The sequence below is a fragment of the Nitrospirillum bahiense genome (assembly GCF_007828025.1).
Lineage (GTDB): Bacteria > Pseudomonadota > Alphaproteobacteria > Azospirillales > Azospirillaceae > Nitrospirillum > Nitrospirillum amazonense.
This window is the reverse complement of record NZ_VITO01000004.1, coordinates 238,138-259,334: the sequence shown is the minus strand read 5'-3', so window position 1 is coordinate 259,334 and position 21,197 is coordinate 238,138. Positions and strand designations below refer to the sequence as shown.

Genomic DNA, 21,197 nt, shown 5'->3' with positions numbered 1-21,197 from the left:
GCCCTCCTGGCGTCATTGCCTTCGGCGGTGCGGAACACTACACTCCGCACCGCGTCATAAAGACCAATAAGGGGCAGAGGGCCCCGCTCCGTATAAACAAGGACGTGCCGAAATGAGCGATACGACGACACCGGCGGCCGGAAAGAAAACGGTCACCCTCACCGACAACCAAACCGGTAAGTCTTACGAATTCCCCGTCATGCACGGCACGACCGGCCCTGACGTGATCGATATCCGCAAGCTCTACGGCGACACCGGGTACTTCACGTACGACCCGGGCTTCACCTCGACCGGCAGCTGCGAGTCCAAGATCACCTTCATCGACGGCGACAAGGGCGTGCTGCTGCACCGCGGCTACCCCATCGAGCAGCTGGCCGAGAAGAGCGACTTCATGGAAGTCTGCTATCTGATGCTGCACGGCGAGCTGCCGAACGCCAAGCAGAAGAGCGAGTTCGAGCGCTCCATCACCTATCACACCATGGTGCATGAGCAGCTGTCGCAGTTCTTCCGCGGCTTCCGTCGCGACGCCCACCCGATGGCCGTCATGTGTGGCGTGGTCGGCGCCCTGTCCGCCTTCTACCACGACAGCACCGACATCGAGGATCCGCGCCAGCGCATGGTGGCTTCGCACCGCCTGATCGCGAAGATGCCGACCCTGGCTGCCATGGCCTACAAGTACTCGATCGGCCAGCCCTTCGTGTATCCGCGCAACGACCTGGGCTATGCTGAGAACTTCCTCAACATGACCTTCGGCGTCCCGTGCGAGCCGTACAAGATCAACCCGGTCATCGCCAAGGCGATGGACAAGATCTTCATCCTGCACGCCGACCACGAGCAGAACGCCTCCACCTCCACGGTGCGTCTGTCCGGTTCCTCCGGCGCCAACCCCTTCGCCTGCATCGCCGCCGGCATCGCCTGCCTGTGGGGCCCCGCCCACGGCGGCGCCAACGAGGCCGTGCTGAAGATGCTGGGTGAGATCGGCCACAAGGACCGGATCCCCGAGTTCATCGCCCGCGCCAAGGACAAGAACGACAGCTTCCGCCTCATGGGCTTCGGCCACCGGGTCTACAAGAACTACGACCCGCGCGCCAAGGTCATGCAGCAGACCTGCAAGGAAGTCCTGGCCGAACTGGGCATCAAGGACGACCCCCTGCTGGACATTGCGGTCGAGCTGGAGCGCATTGCCCTGGAAGACCCGTACTTCGTCGAGAAGAAGCTGTACCCGAACGTCGACTTCTACTCGGGCATCATTCTGAAGGCCATCGGCTTCCCCACCAGCATGTTCACCGTGCTGTTCGCCCTGGCCCGCACCGTGGGCTGGATCGCCCAGTGGCAGGAAATGATCGCCGACACCTCGCAGAAGATCGGCCGTCCGCGTCAGCTGTACACCGGCGCCACGACGCGGGATTATGTCCCGGTCGAGCAGCGCTAAGGCATAGGCGGACGGGACGATGGCGGAGCGGGTTCATCCCAGCAATGGCGATAACGGGGCAGGCGGCAGCCGGTCCCGACCCCGCGCCCGCATCCTTCCTGCCCGTTCGCTGGAGGGCCACCTACCGGCCAACGACAACCCCGTGCCCCCGGGCCGGCGGTTGAAGCGGTTGGTGTGGATGACCTTCGCCACCCTGGGCGCAGTCCTGGGCATCGCGGCCACCGTGGTGTCCCTGTTGCACTGAGGGACGATGGCGAACACCTTCCCCGTGCTTTCTGGAAAGGCCGTCCGGGCGACCGGGCGGCCTTTTCTTTCATATCGTGCCAATGGCCCAGGTTCACCGCATGCATTGCTGGCACTACCGGCAATGCATGCGATCAAAAACTTCCCAAAAGGTACTGGTCGGGCTGATGGCCGGAGCGTACGTCGAAGGTGCAATCATGAGCCAAACCGTACACAGCGAATGGGGCTTGGCCGGAGTGGAGGCGGTACGTGACCGCGTGGCGGTGCTGGTCATCGTCGATATCCTGTCCTTTTCCACGGCCGTCGATATCGCAACCAGCCGCGGCGCGGCCATCCTGCCCTTTCCCTACGGCGACACGGCGGCGGCCCAGACCGCCGCTGATGAGGCAGGTGCGGTGCTGGCGGCCCCGCGCAACGCCGGCGGCCAACTCAGCCTGTCGCCCCGCTCCCTCACCACCATCGCATCCGGTACCCGGCTTATGCTGCCCTCGCCCAATGGCTCCCGGCTCTCCCTGGCGGGCAGCGCAGCGAAGGTACTGGCAGGCTGCCTGCGCAATGCCGCGGTCGTCGCACGACACGCCCACATGCTGGCCGAGGGTGGCGACATCGCCATCATCCCGGCGGGTGAGCGCTGGCCGGACGGCAGCCTGCGGCCGGCGGTGGAGGACCTGCTGGGGGCCGGCGCCATCATTGCGGCGCTGGACCTGCCGATCTCCGCCGAGGCGCAGGTGGCGCGCGACGCGTATAGGGCGGCTGGGCCGGACTTGGCCGACATCATCCGGAACAGCCGCTCGGGCCAGGAACTGATGGGTTGGGGCTACGCCGATGATGTGGACCCTGCCCTTGAGCTGAACGTCAGCGCCACGGCGCCGGTCTTGCGCAACGGCGCCTATCGGGCGGCATAGGCCCCCTCCATCGCCTGGGCCAGCACCTCGAAGATGCGGGGGCTGTCGCACTGGGCGACGTTGAAACGCAGGAAGCCGTCGGCGGTATTGGTCAGGCTGAAGACGTCACCGGGCGCAAGCACCACCCCGTGGTCCAGCGCCGCGCGGGCCAACGCCACCGACGACACACCCGGCGGCAGGGCCGCCCACAGGAACATGCCGCCCCGGGGCTCAACCCAGGGCTTGAGCCCCAAGGCCTCCAGCCGGCGTACCGTACGTCCCATGGCGCCGGCCAGGCGCGCGCGTACGCCTTCCATATGCCGCCGGTAGCTGCCGTCGGTGAGCAGCTGGTGGATAATGCGTGGATTGGTGGTGGCGTTGCCGAAGGCGGTGGCCAGCTTCACGTCGGCGATGCCTTGGATCCAGTCACCCCGCGCCACGACATAGCCGCAGCGTACCGCCGCCGACAGCGTCTTGGAAAAGCTGCCGATGTGGATCACCCGCTCCAGACCATCAAAGGCGGCCAGCCGGGGCGACGGCTCCGCCTCGAAATCGCTGAAGATGTCATCCTCGACGATCAGGATGTCATGGGCCGCCGCCAGGGTCAGCAGCTTGTGCGCCACCGGCGCGGTCAGGCTGGTCCCGGTGGGATTGTGCAGGGCGGCGTTGGTGATGTAGAGGCGCGGCCGATGGGTCGCCGCCGCCTGGGCGAAGACCGCCAGATCCGGCCCGGCGGGGGTGTAGGGCACCGGCACGGCGCGGGCACGGTGGGCCGCCACCACGGTCTTGAAGTTGTAGTAGCAGGGGTCATCCAGCAGCACGACGTCGCCCGGTTCCAGCAGGTAGCGGCAGACCAGGTCGATGGCCTGGCTGCCGCTGTCGGTCAGCAGGATCTGGTCAGCCGCGGCCGCGATGCCGCGGGCGGTGAAACGGTCGGCCAAGTGGCGGCGCAGGGCCGGATAGCCCAGGGGGTTGTCGTAGTCCAAGAGGGCCGCCGACGGCGCCCGCGCCAAGGCGCGGAAGGCTCGCCGAATGGCCTGTTCCGGCATCCAATCGGCCGGCAGCCACCCGCACCCGGGCTTCAGCACGCCCTCGCCCGGTTCCAGGGCTTGGCGCATCAGCCACAGCGGATCCACCGCCCGGTCCGGTGGCGGCTCCGCCCCCGCGAGCGCCGTGCCCATGAGCGCCAGCGGCGCCGCCCGCTTGGCGACGTAAAAGCCGGAACCCGGGCGCGCCAACAGCACGCCCTCCGCCACCAGGCGATCGTATGCTTCCACCACCGTGGACTTGGACACGCCCAACCGCTCCGCCAGCACGCGAATGGAAGGCGCGCGGGCGCCGGCCGCCAGCAGCCGGCCATCCACCCGGGCATGGATCTCGGCCATGACCGTCTCGACCAGGGTCATGCCGGCGGTAGGCTCCGTCGATTGTATCGCCATTTGGACCAGTACAGTTTGCTTAAACCGTACTGCACCATACCTTGTGACCGGCACAGACGGAAGGCAGCATCGGCATCGTCACGACCCAGGATGCCCCGCTATGACGGACACCACCGTCCCCACGCCCCTTACCACGGCACCAACGCGCCAGCCGGCCGCAGGCTTCGTCTACGGCCTGATCGGCGTCATCATCTTCAGCGGCAGTCTGCCGGTAACGAAGATCGGCTTGGCCGGGCTGGACGCCAATTTCCTCAGCCTGGCGCGAGCCGCCCTGGCCGGCATGGTCGCCGCCGGCCTGCTGGCCGCGCTGCGTCCCCAGCGGCCCTCGATGGGCGATCTGCCCGGCCTGGCGGTTGTGGCGGGAGGCGCCGTCATCGGCTTCCCCCTGCTGTCGGCCCTGGCCCTGCACTGGATGCCCAGCACGCACGCCGTCGTCTTCAGCGGCCTGCTGCCCATCTCCACCGCCGTCTTCGGCGCGCTGCGCGGCGGCGACAGGCCCCGGGCAACCTTCTGGCTGTTCTCTTGTGCGGGTGCGGCGGCCATCGCCGCCTATGCCCTGGCACCCGCCCTGCGGCAAGGAGGTTTGCAGCTGGCACCGGGCGATGGGCTCATGATCCTGGCCGTGATCGTCTGCGGCCTGGCCTATGCGGAGGGGGCGCGGCTGTCGCGCCACCTGGGCGGCTGGCCCGTCATCTGCTGGGCGCTGGTGCTGTCCCTGCCCCTCATGGCGCCGCTGGCCTGGGCCACCTTCCCCGCAGACTGGCAGTCCGTACCGGCCAGCGCCTGGATGGCGCTGGGCTATGTCACCCTGTTCAGCATGCTGATCGGATTTTTCTTCTGGTACCACGGCCTGGGCCTGGGCGGCACGGCGGCGGTGGGACAGATCCAGCTGCTGCAGCCCTTTTGCAGCTTCGGCCTGGCGGCCGTGCTGCTGGGTGAACCGGTAGGGCCGGCCGTGCTGGGCACGGCCCTGGTCGTGGTGCTGTGCGTGGCCGGCGCCCGGCGCGCCGTCAGGCGTTAGTTCTGAAAGTCCCGCGATGTAGGGGTCAGGCCAACCCCGCCTGCTCCGCCTCGCGCGCACGGGCGTGGATCACCCGCATGACGACCTCGGCGGCGCGGCGGCTGGGCGGGGTATCGCCCTGGCCCAGCCAGGCGGCCACCTCGGCCACGCCCTCGATCTGCTCCTGGCGGGCGGCTGGATCGTCCAGCAGGCGGCCCAAGGCCTCCGCCAGGCGTGACGGCCGGCATTCCTCCTGCAGCAACTCCGGCACCAGCATGCGGTTCAGCATGATGTTGACCAAGTTGACGAAGCGCACCTTGATCAGGCCGCGATAAAGCCGGTAGGTCAGCGGGTGGATGCGATAGGCGATGACGGCGGGCAGCCGGGCCAGCGCCAGTTCCAGCGCCACCGTGCCGGACGCAGCCAGGGCGGCCTCGCTGGCGGCGAAGGCGTCGTACTTGTCCTGGTCGCCCTCCACCACCACGGCGGGCAGCGGCCAGCTCTTCACCGCCTCCTCCACCAAGGCCTTGGTGGCGGGCACCGTAGGTACGGCCGCCACCACGCGCGGTAGGCGTGGCGCCAGGATATCCAGCGCGCCCTTGAAATCGGGCAGCAGCTTGGTCACCTCGCTGCGGCGGCTGCCCGGCAGGATGGTAATGATCCGGGTGTCGGACTCCAGGCTGTGCTTGGCGCGAAAGCGGTCGGCGTCGCCGGCGTCGGCGCCGCTTTCCACGATGGGGTGGCCCACGAAGCTGCAGTCCAGGCCCGCCTTCTCGAAATAAGGGGGCTCGAACGGCAGCAGCGCCAGCAGATGGTCCAGGAACTTGGCGATCTTGGCGGCACGCCCCGGGCGCCAGGCCCAGACGGTCGGCGCCACGTAATGGATCAGGGGAATATCCGGGTTGGCCTTCTTGACCCGGCGCGCCACGCGGAAGCAGAAGTCCGGCGCATCGATGGTCACCACCGCCGCCGGCTTCATGTCCAGGATGGCTTGTTCCGTCTGCTTCATACGCCGCAGCAGGCTGGGCAGCTTGGGCAGCAGTTCCGCCAGGCCGAACAGGGCCAATTCCTCCATGGGGAACAGGCTTTTCAGGCCCTGGGCCTTCATGCGCTCCCCGCCGATGCCAGCGAAGCGGATGGCGCCAAACGTTTCCTGCTTCAGGGCCAGCATCAGCCGACCACCCAGCACGTCGCCCGACGGTTCCCCCGCGACGAGGAAGACCAACGGCACATCCTCGTTCATACCGCCTCCGTAACGATACCGGTGACGAACAGGCCGGCGGCGTCCGCCGCCTGGGCCACCTGTTCTGCGCCCAAGGTCAGGGTGCCGCCCGCCTCCACCGCGATGCCGCGGAAGCCATGGGCCGCCGCCTTCCGCACCGTTGTAACGCCGATGGTGGGCAGATCCAGGCGGATGTCCTGCTGGGGTTTGCGCATTTTAACCAGAATGGGGCCGGGCCCCTCGCGGCGCAGCCCGCCGCAGCGTTCGATCAAGGCGTCGGTGCCCTCGATGGCCTCGACCCCCAGCACCAAGCCCTGCTGCACCACCACCGCCTGGCCCACGTCCAGCAGGCCCAGGGTGCGGGCCACGGCCACGCCGTGGTGGATGTCGGCCTCGGCAGCGGCGTCAGGCGCCAGGGCGCCCATGGGGCCGGCGGGGCTCAGCAGCCCCTGCACCAGGGCCTGCACGGCCACGACGGCGAACCCTTCCTCCTCCAGCGTCGCCACCAGGGCGCGCAGGATGCCGTCGTCGCCCAAAGCCTTGGCGCCGATGCGGGCGAAGAACTTGGCGGCGAACCAGTCCGGCCGCATTTCGGCCAGGCTGGGCCGGCGCACGCGGCCGGCCAGCACGATCTCCCCCACGCCTTCCGCGCGCAGCCGGTCCAGGATGGCACCGGCTGCGCCGATGCGAAAGGTCGCCTGGGGCACGTCAGGGGGCACGGTGGCGCCTTGGCCGTCAAGGGCCACGACGAAAACCGGGCGCCCCAGGGCGCGGCAGGTGTCGACCAGCCGGCTGGGCAGGTCGCCGCCCCCCGCCAGGATCCCCAGTTTTACGGGGGTGTCCGGCATCAGCGCGGCTGGCACAGGGCGCGGCCGCCACGGCCGCGGATAAAGGCCAGCACTTCCCCGACCACGGGCGTGGGGTGCGCGCTTTCCACCGCCGCCATGCGGTCAGCCAGCGTGCCTTCATGGCCGAAGATGCCATCAAAGGCGGTGCGCAGGGCGTTCACATCCTCGCGGGTGAAGCCGCGGCGGGTCAGCCCCACCAGGTTCAGCCCCGCCAGGAAGGCGCGATCGCCCTTCACCAGGCCATAGGGAATGACGTCGCTTTCCACGCCCGACATGCCGCCGATCATAGCGTGGGCGCCGATGCGCACCCACTGGTGGACGGCCGAGAGCCCCCCCAGGATGGCGTTGTCCCCCACCTCGACATGGCCGCCCAGGGTGGCGTTGTTGGCCAGGATGACGTTGTCGCCCACGATGCAGTCGTGCGCCACGTGGGACGAGGCCATGAACAGGCAGCCATCGCCCACGCGGGTGACCATGCCGCCGCCTTCGGTGCCGATGTGCATGGTCACATGCTCACGGATCCGGTTGTTGCGGCCGATGATCAGCTCCGCCGGCTCCCCCTTGAACTTCAGGTCCTGGGGGGCGTGACCGATGGAGGCGAAGGGATAGATGACGGTGCCGGCGCCCACTTGGGTGCGGCCTTCCACCACCACATGGCTTTTCAGATCGACGCCGTCCCCCAGCGTGACGTGGGCACCGACCACGCAGTAGGGGCCGATCTTGACCCCGGCGCCGATCTGGGCGCCGGCATCGACCACGGCGGTCGGGTGGATCACGGTCTCGCTCATCACGGATAAGGCCTAGCTGTCCATCACGATCATGGCGGCGTAGGTGGCTTCGGCGCACAGCTGGCCGTCCACCCAGGCCTCACCCTTGAACTTCCACACGTTGCGGCGGTTCTGGATCTTCTGGACCTTGATCTCGACGCGGTCGCCCGGCACCACCGGGCGGCGGAACTTGGCCTCCTCGATGGACATGAAGTAGACCAGCTTGCCTTCCGCCGACTCACCCAGCGTGTGCATGACCAGCACGGCCGAGGTCTGGGCCATGGCCTCCACGATCATGACGCCCGGCATGACGGGCTTCTGCGGGAAGTGGCCGGTGAAGAACGGCTCGTTGATCGTGACGTTCTTGATGCCCGTGCAGCTCTCACCCGTGATGATGTCGACGATCTTGTCGATCAACAGCATAGGATAGCGATGCGGGATCATCTGCATGATCCGCAGGATGTCCAAATCGGGTACCTTGCCAGGAACCTTCTGCTCTTCAGTCGTCACGTCCATCACCTTCATTCCTACCCCGCACCAGGCGACCCAGCGCCGCTACCTGGCGCAACCATTGCCGCATGGGCACGGCCGGCGAACCGCCGACCTTCTCCCCCGGCCCCACGTCCCGCATGACACCGCTTTGTGCCGCGATCTGCGCGCCGGCGCCGATTTTCAAATGCCCCGTCACGCCGGCCTGTGCCGCCAGCACGACATGATGATCCAGCTTGGTGCTGCCCGATATCCCCGCCTGGGCCACGATGACGCAGCCGGCACCGAGGTGCACGTTGTGCCCGATTTGCACCAAATTATCAATCATACAGCCCCGGCCGATGACCGTGTCGGGCCCGGCCCCCCGGTCCACCGTGGCATTGGCGCCGATTTCCACGTCATCCTCGATCAGCACCCGGCCCATCTGCGGCACGCGCACGTGGCCGGCCAGGTCCATGGCGAAGCCGAAGCCGTCCTGGCCGATGCGGGCACCGGGATAGATCGTGACCCGCGACCCCAGGATGCAGTGGGTCAGCGAGGCGTTGGCGCCGATGACGGTGTCGTCCCCCAGCCGCACGTTCACGCCGATGGTGGCGTTGGGGCCGATGCGGCAGCGGGCGCCGATGACGGCCCCCGCCTCCACCACCGCGCCCGCGGCGATGTCCGTCCCCTCGCCCACCTCGGCGCTGGGGTCGACATGGGCGCCGGCGCTGATCTTCCCCGATGGGGCGGTCGCCGGATAGAAGGCCTGGGCGCACAAGGCGTAGGCCTTGTAAGGGTTGCGCGACAGCAGCAGCGCCACGCCCGTCGGCGCCTTGGACGCGAGCGCCGGATGCACCACCACCGCACCCGCCCGCGTGGCGCTGAAGGCGGCCACGTATTTCTTGTTGTCGAGGAAGCTCAGTTGGCCCGGCTCCGCGGCATCCAACGCGGCGACGTCGCTCAGCATCAGGTCCGGGTCGCTGCCCGGCGCCACCTCGGCGCCCGAGCGCCGCGCCAGCTCGGCAAGGGTATAGGGCCCGGCCCGGTTGAAGAAACGGGGATCGGCCATGGGAACGGCACCTTTCAACGGCAGCGACCGCGCCCGGACGCGCCATCCCGTCGAGAGGGCGCCCGGGTGCCGGTCAGTTCGGAACGTTGACCGTGATCTGCGGCAACGTGGCGTTCAAGCGTGACAACACGGTGTTGGTGATGTCCAGCGCGTCGTCCGCCATGTAGATGATGTTGGAGCGCGGAATGACCAGCGTGAAGCCGTTCTCGCGCGCCACCTCGCCCACCACGCGTACCATATTGTCGCGCAATTGGGCGCTGGCGGCGGCGAAGGCGTTGTCCAACTGGCGCTTGCGTTCCTGCAGGCGCCGCTGCACCTCCGCCACCTGCTGTTCGAAATCCTTGCGCTTGGCGTCGAAGTCCTCCTGGCCCAGCTTGGTCCGCTGGCTGGCCAGCTCTTTTTCCGCCTGCCGCAGGAACTGTTCCTGCTGCGACTGCTCCGCCTGGAACTTCTGCGTCTGCTCGCTGTCCTGTCGCTTCATGCTCTGCATGGCGGAGCACTTTTCCAGCAGGATCTGCACATCGACCACGGCGATGGTCGTCACCGGCTTCTGCTGGCTGTCGCTGGCCACGGGCTTGGCCGGCGCCTTGGCCGGGACCGCCGCCAGGGCGGCATCCAAGGGCGCCAAGCCCCCAAAACCAAGAACGAGGGCCGCCAAGGCGGCCCTCGCATGGGAAAGGCAAACGGCCGGGGGTGTGGTACGGCGTGCGAACGCCATCATGTCCCGTCCCTTCGTTCTTAGAACTGCGAACCGAAGCTGAAGCGGAACTGCTGAATGCGGTCGTAGCTCTTCTTCATCCACGGATAGGCCAGGTCGATGCGGATGGGGCCGAACGGCGACTTCCACGACACGCCCACGCCCGAGGAGGCGCGGAACGCGAACTCGTCATGGAAATCGTCACCCGGCAACGGCGACTCACCGCTCTGGTCCAGGGCGCCGATATCGGTGAAGACGTGGAAGTCCACACCCAGTTCCTCCGGCAGGCCCAGCGGGAAGGTGACCTCCGACGTGCCGCGCACCAGCCGCTTGCCGCCCAGAGCGTCGTTGCCGCCGTTGCTGCTGAAGGCGCGGGGGCCGACGCCGGCCACCTGGAAGCCGCGCAGGGTGTCGCCACCCAGGAAGAAGCGGTCCTGAATGCGCACGAATTCGCCGCCCAAGCCCAGGATGTAGCCGATTTCGCCTTCGACCTTCAGCACGACATTGCTGAACAGCGGGAAGTAGATGCCCGAGGTCAGACGGTTGCGCAGGAAGTGCACGCTGCCGCCCAGGCCCGCCACCTGGTTGGTGACGGTGAAGTAGTAGCCGGAGGTCGGCTTCAGGCGGCTGTCACGGGCGTCGAACGTCAGGGCCGACTGGACGGACGAGGTGGTCGTCGCGCCCACCTGCTCCTGCACGAAGCGCGTGGTTTCATAGGTGATGTCGCTGATCCGGGTGTGGGACAGCGTGTAGGTCACCAGTTCGCGCAAGCGGTCGGAAATGGGGAAGCCGGCACGGATGTCGAAGCCCGTACTGGACATGTCGTAGCTGTAGGATTCTTCCGTCGTGTTGGCGTTGCGGTCCGTGCGGAACAGGTCCACGCCCATCGCCAGATCCCGGTTCATGAAATAGGGATCGGTGTAGGAGATGGTGAATTCCTTGGAGTAGTAGGACCACATCGTCGAGAAACGGATGTCTTGGCCCGTACCCAGGAAGTTGCGCTGCCGGATCGAGAAGTCGATCAGCGCGCCTTCGGTGGTGGAGTAACCCAGGCCCACCTGGATTTCACCGGTGGACTGCTCGCTGAGGTCGACGGTCAACACCGCCTGGTCGGGCGTGCTGCCTTCGCTCGGCTTGATCTTGACGTCGTCGAAGAAGCCCAGATCCTTCACGCGCTGCTCGGAGCGCTTGACCTTGGAGGCGTTGAAGGGGTCGCCTTCGGCCAGCAGCAGCTCGCGCCGCACCACCTTGTCCAGGGTGATGAGGTTGCCGTTGATGTCGATGCGTTCGACGAACACGCGCGGGCTGGGGTTGATCTCGAAGTGCAGGTCGACGGTCTGCGTGTCGGCGTGGCGTTCCTCATTGGGATCCACCTGCACGAACGCATACTGCTGGTCACCCAGCTTGTCCTGCAGCTTGTTGATCGTGCTTTCGATCTTGTCGGCGTTGAACCAGTCGCCTTCCTTGGTCTCGATCACCTCCCGCAGGGGGGCCAGATCGATGTCCTTGATGGCGCTGGTCAGTTCGATCTTGCCGAACTTGTAACGCTTGCCCTCATCCAGGGCCATGGTGATGAAGAACTTGTCGCGCGACGGCGTCAGTTCCGCGACCGACGACATCACCCGGAAATCGGGGTAGCCGTTGCGGAAGTAGAAGCGGCGGATCTGTTCCTTGTCATAGGCCAGACGATCGGGATCGTAGGTGTCGTCGCTGGAGAGGAAGCGCCACCAACGCGATTCCTTGGTCACCATGACGTCACGCAGTTCGCTGTCGTCATAGATGTTGTTGTTGATGAAGCTGATCAGCTGCACGCCGGTCAGCGGACCTTCATCGATCTCGAACACGAGGTCGACGCGGTTCTGTTCCAGCTGGACGATCTTGGGTTCGATGCGCGCGGCGAAGCGGCCGTTACGGCGGTAGACGTCCAGCATGCGCTGCACGTCCTGCTGCACGCGGGACCGGGTGAACACCAGGCGCGAGCGCAGCTGGACTTCGGACTGCAAGTCCTCGGTCTTGACGCGCTTGTTCCCTTCGAAGACCACGCGGTTGATGATCGGGTTCTCGACCACGGCCACCACCAGGGTATCACCGTCGCGACGCAGGGTCACGTCGGCGAACAGGCCGGTGGCGAACAGGGCCTTCAGCGATTCATCGATCTTGTCCGGATTGAAGGCATCGCCCTGCGACACGACCAGGTAGGAGCGGACCGTGGCCTGCTCGATACGCTGGGTGCCTTCGACGCGGATGTCCTTGATGACGCCACCGGACAGGATCTCCTGAGCCCAGGCACCGGACGAAAGAGCGACAGCTGACGTTGCGGTGGTGCCGGCGATAGCCAGGCACAGCGCCGCTACTCTCGAAACCGAACCCAATTATTTCCCCCGGTCAAACTTTGGAAATCAGAGACTTAACGAAACTGCCCACGCCAAAGTGGATCAGATCGTTCCAAGTGGCGAAAATCATGAGACTAAGTACCAAAGCCAGGCCGATCCGGAAACCATATTCCTGAGCGCGCTCGCCCAGGGGACGGCCCCGCAAAGCTTCCAGGCCATAGTACATAAGATGCCCGCCGTCCAGCATGGGGACGGGGAAGAGATTGATCAGGCCCAGGTTCACCGACAGCACGGTCATGAACCAGATGACCTGGACCAGGCCCAACTGTGCCATCTGCCCGGACATCTGCACGATGCGCAACGGCCCGCCCAGATCCTCGGTGCCATGGCTGCCTGCGATCATTTGGCCCACGGCGTCCAGCGTGCCGGTGATCAGGGCCCAGGTCGCCTTGCACGCCGCCCACACGGCGTTCAGCGGATCGCGGCGGTGGTATTCGTCCTGCCCGCGGATGACGCCCAGGCGGCCGATACGGCTCTTGTTGCCGAAGCGGTCTTCCGATTCCACGGCGCGCGGCGTGACGCTCAGATCCATCTGCGCGTCGCCGCGCTGCACCTTCACATCCAGCGTCACATCCGGACTGATGGCGATGATCTGCTGCAGATCCTCGAACCGCTCGATCTTGTGGCCGCCCAGTTCCAGCACGCGGTCGCCCGCCTGCAGGCCGGCCACGGCGGCGGCGCTGTCGGGCTCCACCTGTTGCAGCACGGCGGGCGTGTAGGGCTGGCCGTAGAACATGAACAGCAGCGACAGGGCCACGATGGCGAACAGGAAATTGGCCATGGGGCCCGCCACCACGATGGCGGCGCGCTGGCCCACCCGCTTGTAGTGGAAGGATACGGCGCGCTCTTCCGGCGTCATGGAGCGGGTCTCGGCGCCGGGCCGGCTGGCGGCGTCGGCGTCACCGAACATCTTCACGTAGCCGCCCAGCGGGATCAGGCTGAACTTCCAGCGCGTGCCGGCGCGGTCGTTGAAACCCCAGATTTCCGGACCGAAGCCGATGGAGAACACATCCACCCGCACGCCGTTGCGGCGCGCGATGTAGTAATGGCCGAATTCGTGCACGAACACGAGGACGGTCAAGACCACCAGGAAGGTGCCCCCATAGGTGCTGGCGTAGTTCACGATCTGATGCATCGTCCCAAACTCCAATAACACCCCCTCCTTCAGGGCTTCCCCGCCTCACCCCGCCTTCCGGCGCGGAAACTGGGACACGCATGAGAAGAGGGCCTGTTTGCCTGGTCGCGATGGTGCGCCGCCTTGGTGAACAAAACGTCACCAGCGGCGGCTTCGCAACCTGGCCGGCAGGCCCCGGTCATCCTTGAACGGCCGGGACCCCCGTTTCCTATCGCGCCTGAATCGCTTCAGCCGCAACCCGCCGCGCAACGGTATCGACTTCGCGCACATCGTCCAGTGAATTAAGGCGGGAATGCGGCACCGTCGTCATCGTGTGCTCGACAATACGCTCGATATCCAGGAAGCCGATGCGGCCATCCAGGAAAGCGGCCACGGCCATCTCGTTGGCGGCGTTCATGACGCAGGCGGCGCAACCGCCGGCCCGCATGGCCTCGCGCGCGAGGCGCAGCGCCGGGAACTTCCCCGGATCGGGCGCGTAAAATTCCAGATGGCCGGCGGTCACCAGGTTCAGGCGATCACCCGGGGTGGCGATGCGGTGCGGCCAGCCCAGGGCCACGGCGATGGGCGTGCGCATGTCCGGCGTGCCCAGCTGCGCCAGGACGGAACCGTCGACATATTCCACCAGGCTGTGCACCACCGACTGCGGATGAACCAGCACGTCGATCTTATCCTCGGGCATGCCGAACAGATGGTGGGCCTCGATGACCTCCAGCCCCTTGTTCATCATGGTGGCGCTGTCGACCGAGATCTTGGCGCCCATGTCCCAGGTGGGGTGGGCCACCGCCTCCTTCACCGTGGCGCGGGCCATGTCCTCACGCGTCTTGTTGCGGAAAGGGCCGCCCGAGGCGGTCAGGATCAGGCGGCTCACGCCCTCCACCCGCTCGGAGTCGAAGACCTGGAAGATGGCGCTGTGCTCGCTGTCCACCGGCAGCAGGGTGGCGCCGTGGCGCTTCACCTCTGCCATCATCAGCGACCCGGCGCAGACCAGCACTTCCTTGTTGGCGAAGGCCACGGTGGCGCCCCGGCGCGCGGCGGCCAGCGTCGGTTCCATGCCGGCAGCGCCCACGATGGCGGCCATGACCCAGTCCGCAGGCCGCGCGGCGGCGTCCACCACCGCCTGGGCACCGGCGGCGACCTCGATGCCGGTGCCGGACAGCGCGTCCTTCAGGGCGGCGTAGTGGGCCTCATCCGCCACCACGGCGGCCTTGGCGCGCAGCTCCTTGGCCTGGCGGGCCAGCAGATCCACGTTCTTGCGGGCCACCAGCGCCTCGACCTGGTACTTCTCCGGATCGGCCGCGACCAGCTCGACCGTGTTGCAGCCCACCGAGCCGGTGGAGCCCAGGATGGTCACCGTGCGCGCGGCGGGAACGGCGGCGGTCGCCGGCTCCGCTGCCCCCTTCTTGGGCGCCGCAACGGCCTGCAGGGAACTCACCACCATGACCCATTCTCCCCAATCAGGGCGTGGAACAGCGCGAACACCGGCGCCGCCATGACCAGCCCATCAATGCGATCCAACAATCCGCCGTGCCCGGGGATCAGCGAGCCGCTGTCCTTCACGTCGCACCGGCGCTTCATATACGATTCGAACAGGTCGCCTGCCTGGCCCACCACCGCGATGACGGCCGCCACCAGGGCGCAGGCGCCGGGCGAGGACACGGTGGCCAGCGGCGACAGGGCCAACCCTACCAAAGCTGCGGCCGCCATGCCGCCCAAAAGGCCTGCCCAGGTCTTCTTGGGGCTGATGCGTGGCGCCAGCTTGGGCCCGCCGATGGTGCGGCCGGCGGCATAGGCGCCGATGTCGGTGGCCCAGATGGCCAGCAGCAGGAACAGGAACAGCCAGGGGGCGTCGGGACCCGCCCGGTTGCGGATCCAGTCCAGCGCCAGGCAGCCACCGCCGACATAGGGCACGATCAGCGCGAACAGGATGGGCGCCGGCAGCCGGCCGGCCCCCGCCCCTCCGTTGGCCTCCGCGTCCACCGCTTCCAGCGCGCGCGGATGGCCGCCGGCGGCGGCCCACCACAGCAGCGCCGTCTGCGCCGCCAGCAGAACCAGGCCGTACAGCGGCCCGGCCACGAACTCGCCACTGAGGGTAACCAGGATGGTCATCAGCCCCATGGTCGTGGCCCAGGGCTGGCGCCCCGGCACCACCAGGCGCAGCCATTCCAGACCGGCGATGACGGCGACCGCCACCAGCACCAGCTGGAAGACGATGCCGCCCAGCCACACGGCCACCAGGACCGGGGGCCCCAGGACCAAAGCGGAGAAGATACGGGTCTTCAGATCACCCGGCAGCTTGGCCAACAGCCCTTCAGCGCGTTCCAACCGTTGCCCCATACCGGCGGTCGCGCCGATGGAATTCCTGGATGGCGTCATCCAATTCCTGGCGACCGAAATCCGGCCACAGCGTTTCCACGAACACCAGCTCCGCATAGGCCATCTGCCACAGCAGGAAGTTGCTGATGCGCTTTTCCCCGCTGGTGCGGATCACCAGGTCCGGATCGGGGATGTCCTGGGTATAGAGCGAGGCGCCCAAGCTTTCCACCGTCACCTGGTCGGTCGTCATGCGCCCGGCCTTCACCTCTTCCGCCAAATGGCGGGCGGCGTTGGCGATTTCCTGGCGCGAGCCGTAGCTGAGCGCCATCACCAACGTCAGGCCGGTATTGTTCGCCGTCAGGGCCTCGGCGTTCTGGATCAGCGTGACGATGTCGGGCGCCAGGCGCGACCGGTCGCCGATGATGCGCAGCCGCACGCCGTTCTTGTGCAGGGTGGCGATCTCCCCCCGCAGGTAGAACCGCAGCAGGTGCATCAGCTCGCTGACCTCACCCTCGGGCCGGCTCCAGTTCTCGGACGAGAAGCTGAACAGGGTGAGATAGGACACGCCCAGTTCCCGTGCCGCCTCCAGCACACGCCGCACCGCCTCCACGCCCTTTTTGTGGCCGGCGGTGCGGGGCAGGCCCCGGCGCGTCGCCCAGCGCCCATTGCCATCCATGATGATGGCGATATGGGCGGGCGGACGGGCGTTCAGGGGCACTGCGGCACCGGACATGGGACTCTCGAAGAAACAGGAACCGGGACGGGTAGGAATGAAAGCGAAGCTGGGACGCCACCTCAGATCTGGGTGATGTCCTTTTCCTTGGCCGCGAACGCCTCATCGATCTTCTTGATGTGCGCGTCGGTCAGGGCCTGCACCTTGTCCGACCACGTCTTGTGCTCGTCCTCGGACAGGTCACCGTCCTTCTGCAGCTTCTTCAGGTGGTCCATGCCGTCGCGGCGCACGTTGCGCACGGCGACGCGGGCCTGCTCGGCATACTTGTTGGCCACCTTCACCAGTTCCTGGCGGCGTTCCTGGTTCAGGTCCGGGATCGGCACGCGGATGGTGTTGCCGTCGGTCTGCGGGTTCAGGCCCAGGCCGGCCTCGCGGATGGCCTTCTCGGTGGCCTTCACCATGCCGCGGTCCCACACCTGCACGGTGATCAGCCGGGGCTCCGGCACGCTGACGGTGGCGACCTGGTTCAGGGGCATGCTGGAGCCGTAGGCCTCCACCTGCACCGGATCCAGCAGGTTGGCCGACGCGCGGCCGGTGCGCAGGCCGGCGAATTCCTTGCGCAGGTTGTCAACGGCGCCATCCATGCGCCGGCTGATGCCATCGATATCGGGGGCGGCCACGTTCAAGCCTCTTCTTCCGTAATGATCGTGAAATGACCCCTTCCATCCATGACTTCGGCGAAGCCGCCTTCCTGATGGATGGAAAAGACGAGAATAGGAATGTTGTTCTCACGCGCCAGCGAAATCGCCGTCGCGTCCATGACCTGCAGGTCGTTGGACAGCACGTGCAGATAGCTCAGGGAACTCAGGCGCTCGGCCGTGGGATCCTTCTTGGGATCGGCGGTGTAGACGCCATCCACCTTGGTGCCCTTCAGCAGGGCCTCGCAGCCCATTTCCGAGGCGCGCAATGCCGCGGCCGTGTCGGTGGTGAAGAAGGGGTTGCCGGTGCCGGCGGCGAAAATCACCACCCGGCCCTTTTCCATGTGACGCACGGCGCGGCGGCGGATGAAGGGCTCGCACACGCTGGCCATGGGGATGGCGGACTGCACGCGGGTGGGCACGTCGATGCGCTCCAGCGCGCTCTGCATGGCCAGGGCGTTCATGACGGTGGCCAGCATGCCCATATTGTCGGCCGTGGCGCGTTCCATGCCCGACGCGGCGCCCGAGACGCCGCGAAAAATGTTGCCGCCGCCGATCACCAGGCAAACCTCGACCCCCATATGGACGACGGTCTTCACCTCGTTGGCGACGCGGTTGACGACCTTCTGGTCGAGACCGAATTCACGGTCCCCCATCAGCGCCTCGCCCGAGATTTTCAATAGCACGCGTTTGTATCGGGCAGCCACGGGGTCAGGTCCTCTCGCCAGTTGGTGGGCCCGGCGGCAAGCCGGGTTGGGAAGCCACGAGTGTCCGGGGTCAGATCCGGGTTAGCTCTACTGCAAACTTGCCCCCGCCGCCAAGTCTGGCGTTGCGGGAAGGCAGCACAACAGAGCCCCGAATTGTGCCGTCAAAATGACGCCGGGCCCGAGGCACACGAAAGAGCGGCGCGGACGATCACGCCGGCGGCCACTCTACTCACCTGGAATTGTCAGGAAAATCGCCATCCGGGGCTGACACAGAAATGGTGCCGGGGATGGCCTGGGGGCACCGCCATGGCAGGGGTACCCAAGAAACCGGCGCGCCCATCACTGGACGCGCCGGTCTTACTCAACTCAAGTCGGCTGAAGGATCAGCGCGCCATCGAGGCCACTTCGGCCGCGAAATCGCTCTCTTCCTTCTCGATGCCGTCGCCCAGCACGAAGCGCACGAAGCCGGTCAGCTTCACCGGGGCGCCCACGTCCTTGGCGGCGTTCTCGACGACCTTGCGGATCTTGGTCTCCTGGTCGATGACGTAGGTCTGCTCCAGCAGCACCACTTCCTCGTAGTACTTGCGCAGGCGGCCTTCCACCATCTTGGCGATGATGTCCTCGGCCTTGCCGGAGGCGCGGGCCTGGTCGGCCAGCACGTTGCGCTCACGGTCCAGGGCGGCGGTGTCGACGTCGGCGATGTCCAGGGCTTCCGGACGGGCGGCGGCGATGTGCATGGCGATCTGGCGGCCCAGCTCCTGCAGCTTGGCCTTGTCGCCGGTCGACTCCAGGGCCACCAGCACGCCGATCTTGCCAAGGCCGCCGGTCAGGGCGTTGTGGACGTAGGTGGCGACGACGCCGTCGGTGACCGACAGGCGGGCGGCGCGGCGCAGGTTCATGTTCTCGCCGATGGTGGCGACCAGGTGGGTCAGCTCTTCCGCGACGGTGCGGCCGTTACCGAAAGCCTGGCCTTTCAGGGACTCGACGTCGGCATCGGCCAGCGCCAGCTTGGTCACGCCGGACACCAGGGCCTGGAACAGGTCGTTGCGCGCGACGAAGTCGGTCTCGGCGTTGATCTCGACGGCGGCGCCGACGGTGCCCTGGGAGGCGACACCGACCAGGCCCTCGGCGGCGACGCGGCCGGCCTTCTTGGCGGCGGCGGCCAGGCCCTTCTTGCGCAGCCAGTCGACGGCGCCCTCGATGTCGCCGGCGACCTCGTTCAGGGCCTTCTTGCAGTCCATCATGCCGGCGCCGGTCTTTTCGCGCAGCTCCTTAACGAGCGCAGCCGTAATCTCAGCCATCTTCGCCTCTCTCATCGCGTCAGGGCGGACGGGCGTCCGCAGGGATTTTGATCAGGGGTCGGAGGGACGTCGCCGTCCGCATCCGGAAATTCGTGGGGTCGCCACCCCGGCGGGGGGCCACCCATATGACAGCCGCCCCGAAGCGGGGCGGTGGTCGGCCGGGGGCGGGATGGTTTGACGCACCCCGGTAACCCGGACACTCCAGGGGCACCGCCCCCGGACAGCAAGCCGGCCGGACCGGACCCCCGTGAACGGAGCCCCGGCCCGGCCGTTCGCTTAAGCCTTAGGCCTCGGCCGCGACTTCGGCTTCCTCGGCGGGGATCTCTTCCACCGGGGCCTCTTCCGAAGCGCCGACGTCGATGCCCGAGGCGGCCATCTCAGCGTGCAGGCCATCCAGCACGGCGCCGGAGATCAGCTCGCAGTACAGCTCGATGGCGCGCAGGGCGTCGTCGTTGCCGGGGATGGGGAAGGTCACGCCGTCGGGGTTGCTGTTGCTGTCCAGCACGGCCACCACGGGGATGCCCAGCTTGTTGGCTTCCTGAACGGCCAGCGACTCCTTGTTGGTGTCGATGATGACCAGGATGTCCGGCAGGCCGCCCATCTCCTTGATGCCGCCCAGCGCCCGCTCCAGCTTGTCGCGGTCACGGGTGCGGTTCAGCAGTTCCTTCTTGGTCAGGCCGGCGATCTGGCCGCCCAACAGCTCATCCATCTCGCGCAGGCGCTTAATGGACTGGGAAATGGTCTTCCAGTTGGTCAGCATGCCGCCGAGCCAACGGTGGTTGACGTAGTACTGGCCGCAACGACCAGCAGCCTCGGCCACCTTCTCCTGGGCCTGGCGCTTGGTGCCGACGAACAGGACGCGGCCACCGCCGGCCACCACGTCACGCACGGCCTGCATGGCGCGGTGCAGCATGGGCACCGACTGCTCCAGGTCGATGATGTGCACGCCGTTGCGCACACCGAAGATGTACGGGGCCATCTTCGGGTTCCAGCGACGGGTGTGGTGACCGAAATGAACGCCGGCTTCCAGCAGCTGGCGCATGGTAAAGGTAGGCATAGCCATGAAACGGAACCTTTCTCCGGTTTGGCCTCCGTGGGCAATGCCCCTTGGCCACCTGGCCTTGAGACACCGGAAGCGGACCGCCCAGATAATAAGGACGCCCCGCAAGCCCACGTGTGGGATTGACGATGGCCGGTGTGATACTCCGCCGCCCCGGCGATTTCAACCCCGAAGCGCGGGCGCCCGCCCTGCGGGAACGAAAGGGGTCCCCCGCGCCGGGCGCTTGGCAGTGCCGGGCCCCCACGCCTATGGTGCGGCCCATGTTCGCCCCCACCGACCTTCCCGCTGAGTCCCTCCTGGCGGAGGCCCGCGCCGCGCTGGCCCTCAGCTACGCCGACCTGGGCCTGCCACCGCCGGCCATCACCGCCGTCGCCGCCGGCGCCCTGCCGGACGCCGTGCGCCCGCGCCTGGACCATGTCGACGGCATGACGGCCGCCCTGGCCCGTCACGCCGGCGGCCCGGTCAGCGTCAACGTCCAGGCCCGCACCCGTGACCAGGGCCCCGGCCTCGACCGCCTGCGCAGGCTCGTCATCCTGGCGGCGCGCACCGACGGCCGCCCCCTGGCCCTGGGCCTGCTGAGCGTCGACCTGCTGGCCCTGCCCCCGCCGGTGGCGGCGGAGGCGCTGGCGGAAAAGACGCCCTTCGGCGCCCTGCTGGCCGATGCCGGCTTGCCCTTCCTCAGCCGGCCGCGGCTGTTCTTCACCCTGGCGGCTGATACCGCACTGGTCCACCTGCTGGGCGGGGCGGAAGGCGAGGCGCTCTATGGCCGCCTGGCCCACCTGGCCCTCACCCTGCCCGGTGCCGAGCGCCCCGTGGCCCGGGTGGTGGAAATCCTCAGGCCCTGA

The 21,197-nt window shown here is 67.4% G+C and carries 21 protein-coding genes; 5 read left to right on the top strand and 16 right to left on the bottom strand.

The genetic code is table 11. The features are described 5' to 3' along the window. Positions 1-112: 112 nt before the first annotated feature. The 3 genes from gltA (at position 113) to FBZ88_RS08010 (ending at position 2,580) form a co-directional block, all read left to right on the top strand. On the top strand, positions 113-1,432 hold the full coding sequence (gene gltA, locus FBZ88_RS08020) for a citrate synthase (protein WP_004274395.1): 1,320 nt from the start codon (positions 113-115) through the stop codon (positions 1,430-1,432). A 19-nt stretch (positions 1,433-1,451) separates the two neighbouring features. Continuing rightward, entirely contained in the window at positions 1,452-1,676 is a 225-nt protein-coding gene (locus FBZ88_RS08015; RefSeq protein ID WP_145616260.1) for a hypothetical protein, read from the top strand. A 196-nt stretch (positions 1,677-1,872) separates the two neighbouring features. Further along, a complete protein-coding gene (locus FBZ88_RS08010; RefSeq protein ID WP_145616258.1) occupies positions 1,873-2,580 on the top strand; it encodes a 2-phosphosulfolactate phosphatase in 708 nt (235 codons plus the stop codon). On the opposite strand, the gene FBZ88_RS08005 is transcribed toward FBZ88_RS08010, so the two are convergent. Then, positions 2,565-3,965, bottom strand: a complete 1,401-nt coding sequence (locus tag FBZ88_RS08005; RefSeq protein WP_246138557.1) for an aminotransferase-like domain-containing protein — start codon at positions 3,963-3,965, stop codon at positions 2,565-2,567. The genes FBZ88_RS08010 and FBZ88_RS08005 overlap by 16 nt on opposite strands. A gap of 133 nt (positions 3,966-4,098) precedes the next feature. Between FBZ88_RS08005 and FBZ88_RS08000 the strand changes: the two genes are divergently transcribed. Next, positions 4,099-5,019, top strand: a complete 921-nt coding sequence (locus FBZ88_RS08000; protein ID WP_145616254.1) for a DMT family transporter — start codon at positions 4,099-4,101, stop codon at positions 5,017-5,019. 25 nt (positions 5,020-5,044) lie between these two features. Here the strand turns inward: FBZ88_RS08000 and lpxB are convergent, their stop codons facing one another. From lpxB to rpsB, 15 genes are all read right to left on the bottom strand, one after another. Further along, complete coding sequence (gene lpxB / locus FBZ88_RS07995) at positions 5,045-6,241, bottom strand: lipid-A-disaccharide synthase (RefSeq protein ID WP_145616252.1); 1,197 nt, start codon at positions 6,239-6,241, stop codon at positions 5,045-5,047. Beyond that, positions 6,238-7,068, bottom strand: a complete 831-nt coding sequence (locus FBZ88_RS07990; protein ID WP_145616250.1) for an LpxI family protein — start codon at positions 7,066-7,068, stop codon at positions 6,238-6,240. The genes lpxB and FBZ88_RS07990 overlap by 4 nt, the downstream gene beginning before the upstream one ends. Then, a complete protein-coding gene (lpxA, locus tag FBZ88_RS07985) occupies positions 7,068-7,856 on the bottom strand; it encodes an acyl-ACP--UDP-N-acetylglucosamine O-acyltransferase (protein WP_145616248.1) in 789 nt (262 codons plus the stop codon). Before lpxA ends, FBZ88_RS07990 begins: the two co-directional genes overlap by 1 nt. 12 nt (positions 7,857-7,868) lie before the next feature. Continuing rightward, the gene (gene fabZ, locus FBZ88_RS07980; protein ID WP_004273206.1) at positions 7,869-8,351 is read right to left on the bottom strand and encodes a 3-hydroxyacyl-ACP dehydratase FabZ; all 483 of its coding nucleotides are present in this window, start codon (positions 8,349-8,351) and stop codon (positions 7,869-7,871) included. Continuing rightward, positions 8,335-9,375, bottom strand: coding sequence for a UDP-3-O-(3-hydroxymyristoyl)glucosamine N-acyltransferase (gene lpxD / locus FBZ88_RS07975; RefSeq protein WP_145616247.1), 1,041 nt, complete (start codon positions 9,373-9,375; stop codon positions 8,335-8,337). The genes fabZ and lpxD overlap by 17 nt, the downstream gene beginning before the upstream one ends. A gap of 73 nt (positions 9,376-9,448) precedes the next feature. Further along, positions 9,449-10,003, bottom strand: coding sequence for an OmpH/Skp family outer membrane protein (locus FBZ88_RS07970; protein WP_186464272.1), 555 nt, complete (start codon positions 10,001-10,003; stop codon positions 9,449-9,451). Positions 10,004-10,113: 110 nt separating this feature from the next. Next, entirely contained in the window at positions 10,114-12,444 is a 2,331-nt protein-coding gene (gene bamA / locus FBZ88_RS07965; RefSeq protein WP_145616243.1) for an outer membrane protein assembly factor BamA, read from the bottom strand. Between the two features lie 13 nt (positions 12,445-12,457). Continuing rightward, positions 12,458-13,600, bottom strand: coding sequence for an RIP metalloprotease RseP (rseP, locus tag FBZ88_RS07960; RefSeq protein ID WP_088871599.1), 1,143 nt, complete (start codon positions 13,598-13,600; stop codon positions 12,458-12,460). Positions 13,601-13,808: 208 nt separating this feature from the next. Beyond that, positions 13,809-15,038, bottom strand: coding sequence for a 1-deoxy-D-xylulose-5-phosphate reductoisomerase (locus FBZ88_RS07955; RefSeq protein WP_246138556.1), 1,230 nt, complete (start codon positions 15,036-15,038; stop codon positions 13,809-13,811). Beyond that, on the bottom strand, positions 15,029-15,973 hold the full coding sequence (locus tag FBZ88_RS07950; protein ID WP_246138555.1) for a phosphatidate cytidylyltransferase: 945 nt from the start codon (positions 15,971-15,973) through the stop codon (positions 15,029-15,031). The genes FBZ88_RS07955 and FBZ88_RS07950 overlap by 10 nt, the downstream gene beginning before the upstream one ends. Then, on the bottom strand, positions 15,909-16,646 hold the full coding sequence (locus tag FBZ88_RS07945) for an isoprenyl transferase (RefSeq protein WP_145616241.1): 738 nt from the start codon (positions 16,644-16,646) through the stop codon (positions 15,909-15,911). The genes FBZ88_RS07950 and FBZ88_RS07945 overlap by 65 nt, the downstream gene beginning before the upstream one ends. Before the next feature lie 62 nt (positions 16,647-16,708). Then, on the bottom strand, positions 16,709-17,266 hold the full coding sequence (frr, locus tag FBZ88_RS07940; RefSeq protein ID WP_088872557.1) for a ribosome recycling factor: 558 nt from the start codon (positions 17,264-17,266) through the stop codon (positions 16,709-16,711). A 2-nt stretch (positions 17,267-17,268) separates the two neighbouring features. After that, entirely contained in the window at positions 17,269-17,970 is a 702-nt protein-coding gene (pyrH, locus tag FBZ88_RS07935; protein WP_281290113.1) for a UMP kinase, read from the bottom strand. Positions 17,971-18,374: 404 nt separating this feature from the next. Then, a complete protein-coding gene (gene tsf, locus FBZ88_RS07930; RefSeq protein ID WP_145609278.1) occupies positions 18,375-19,292 on the bottom strand; it encodes a translation elongation factor Ts in 918 nt (305 codons plus the stop codon). Between the two features lie 283 nt (positions 19,293-19,575). Further along, positions 19,576-20,355: a 30S ribosomal protein S2 gene (gene rpsB / locus FBZ88_RS07925; protein ID WP_040843524.1), complete on the bottom strand. Its 780-nt coding sequence runs from the start codon at positions 20,353-20,355 to the stop codon at positions 19,576-19,578. A gap of 257 nt (positions 20,356-20,612) precedes the next feature. Between rpsB and FBZ88_RS07920 the strand changes: the two genes are divergently transcribed. Then, positions 20,613-21,197, top strand: a complete 585-nt coding sequence (locus FBZ88_RS07920) for a hypothetical protein (RefSeq protein WP_145616237.1) — start codon at positions 20,613-20,615, stop codon at positions 21,195-21,197.

Excerpts from the sequence above, each read along its gene's own strand:
- lpxA (WP_145616248.1), bottom strand. The coding sequence starts at position 7,856 with ATGAGCGAGACCGTGATCCACCCGACCGCCGTGGTCGATGCCGGCGCC.
- tsf (WP_145609278.1), bottom strand. The coding sequence starts at position 19,292 with ATGGCTGAGATTACGGCTGCGCTCGTTAAGGAGCTGCGCGAAAAGACC.
- FBZ88_RS07945 (WP_145616241.1), bottom strand. The coding sequence starts at position 16,646 with ATGTCCGGTGCCGCAGTGCCCCTGAACGCCCGTCCGCCCGCCCATATC.
- FBZ88_RS08000 (WP_145616254.1), top strand. The coding sequence starts at position 4,099 with ATGACGGACACCACCGTCCCCACGCCCCTTACCACGGCACCAACGCGC.
- FBZ88_RS08010 (WP_145616258.1), top strand. The coding sequence starts at position 1,873 with ATGAGCCAAACCGTACACAGCGAATGGGGCTTGGCCGGAGTGGAGGCG.
- FBZ88_RS08005 (WP_246138557.1), bottom strand. The coding sequence starts at position 3,965 with ATGACCCTGGTCGAGACGGTCATGGCCGAGATCCATGCCCGGGTGGAT.
- rpsB (WP_040843524.1), bottom strand. The coding sequence starts at position 20,355 with ATGGCTATGCCTACCTTTACCATGCGCCAGCTGCTGGAAGCCGGCGTT.
- FBZ88_RS07990 (WP_145616250.1), bottom strand. The coding sequence starts at position 7,068 with ATGCCGGACACCCCCGTAAAACTGGGGATCCTGGCGGGGGGCGGCGAC.
- rseP (WP_088871599.1), bottom strand. The coding sequence starts at position 13,600 with ATGCATCAGATCGTGAACTACGCCAGCACCTATGGGGGCACCTTCCTG.
- gltA (WP_004274395.1), top strand. The coding sequence starts at position 113 with ATGAGCGATACGACGACACCGGCGGCCGGAAAGAAAACGGTCACCCTC.
- lpxD (WP_145616247.1), bottom strand. The coding sequence starts at position 9,375 with ATGGCCGATCCCCGTTTCTTCAACCGGGCCGGGCCCTATACCCTTGCC.
- FBZ88_RS07955 (WP_246138556.1), bottom strand. The coding sequence starts at position 15,038 with ATGGTGGTGAGTTCCCTGCAGGCCGTTGCGGCGCCCAAGAAGGGGGCA.
- FBZ88_RS08015 (WP_145616260.1), top strand. The coding sequence starts at position 1,452 with ATGGCGGAGCGGGTTCATCCCAGCAATGGCGATAACGGGGCAGGCGGC.
- FBZ88_RS07920 (WP_145616237.1), top strand. The coding sequence starts at position 20,613 with ATGTTCGCCCCCACCGACCTTCCCGCTGAGTCCCTCCTGGCGGAGGCC.
- fabZ (WP_004273206.1), bottom strand. The coding sequence starts at position 8,351 with ATGGACGTGACGACTGAAGAGCAGAAGGTTCCTGGCAAGGTACCCGAT.
- FBZ88_RS07950 (WP_246138555.1), bottom strand. The coding sequence starts at position 15,973 with ATGACGCCATCCAGGAATTCCATCGGCGCGACCGCCGGTATGGGGCAA.
- lpxB (WP_145616252.1), bottom strand. The coding sequence starts at position 6,241 with ATGAACGAGGATGTGCCGTTGGTCTTCCTCGTCGCGGGGGAACCGTCG.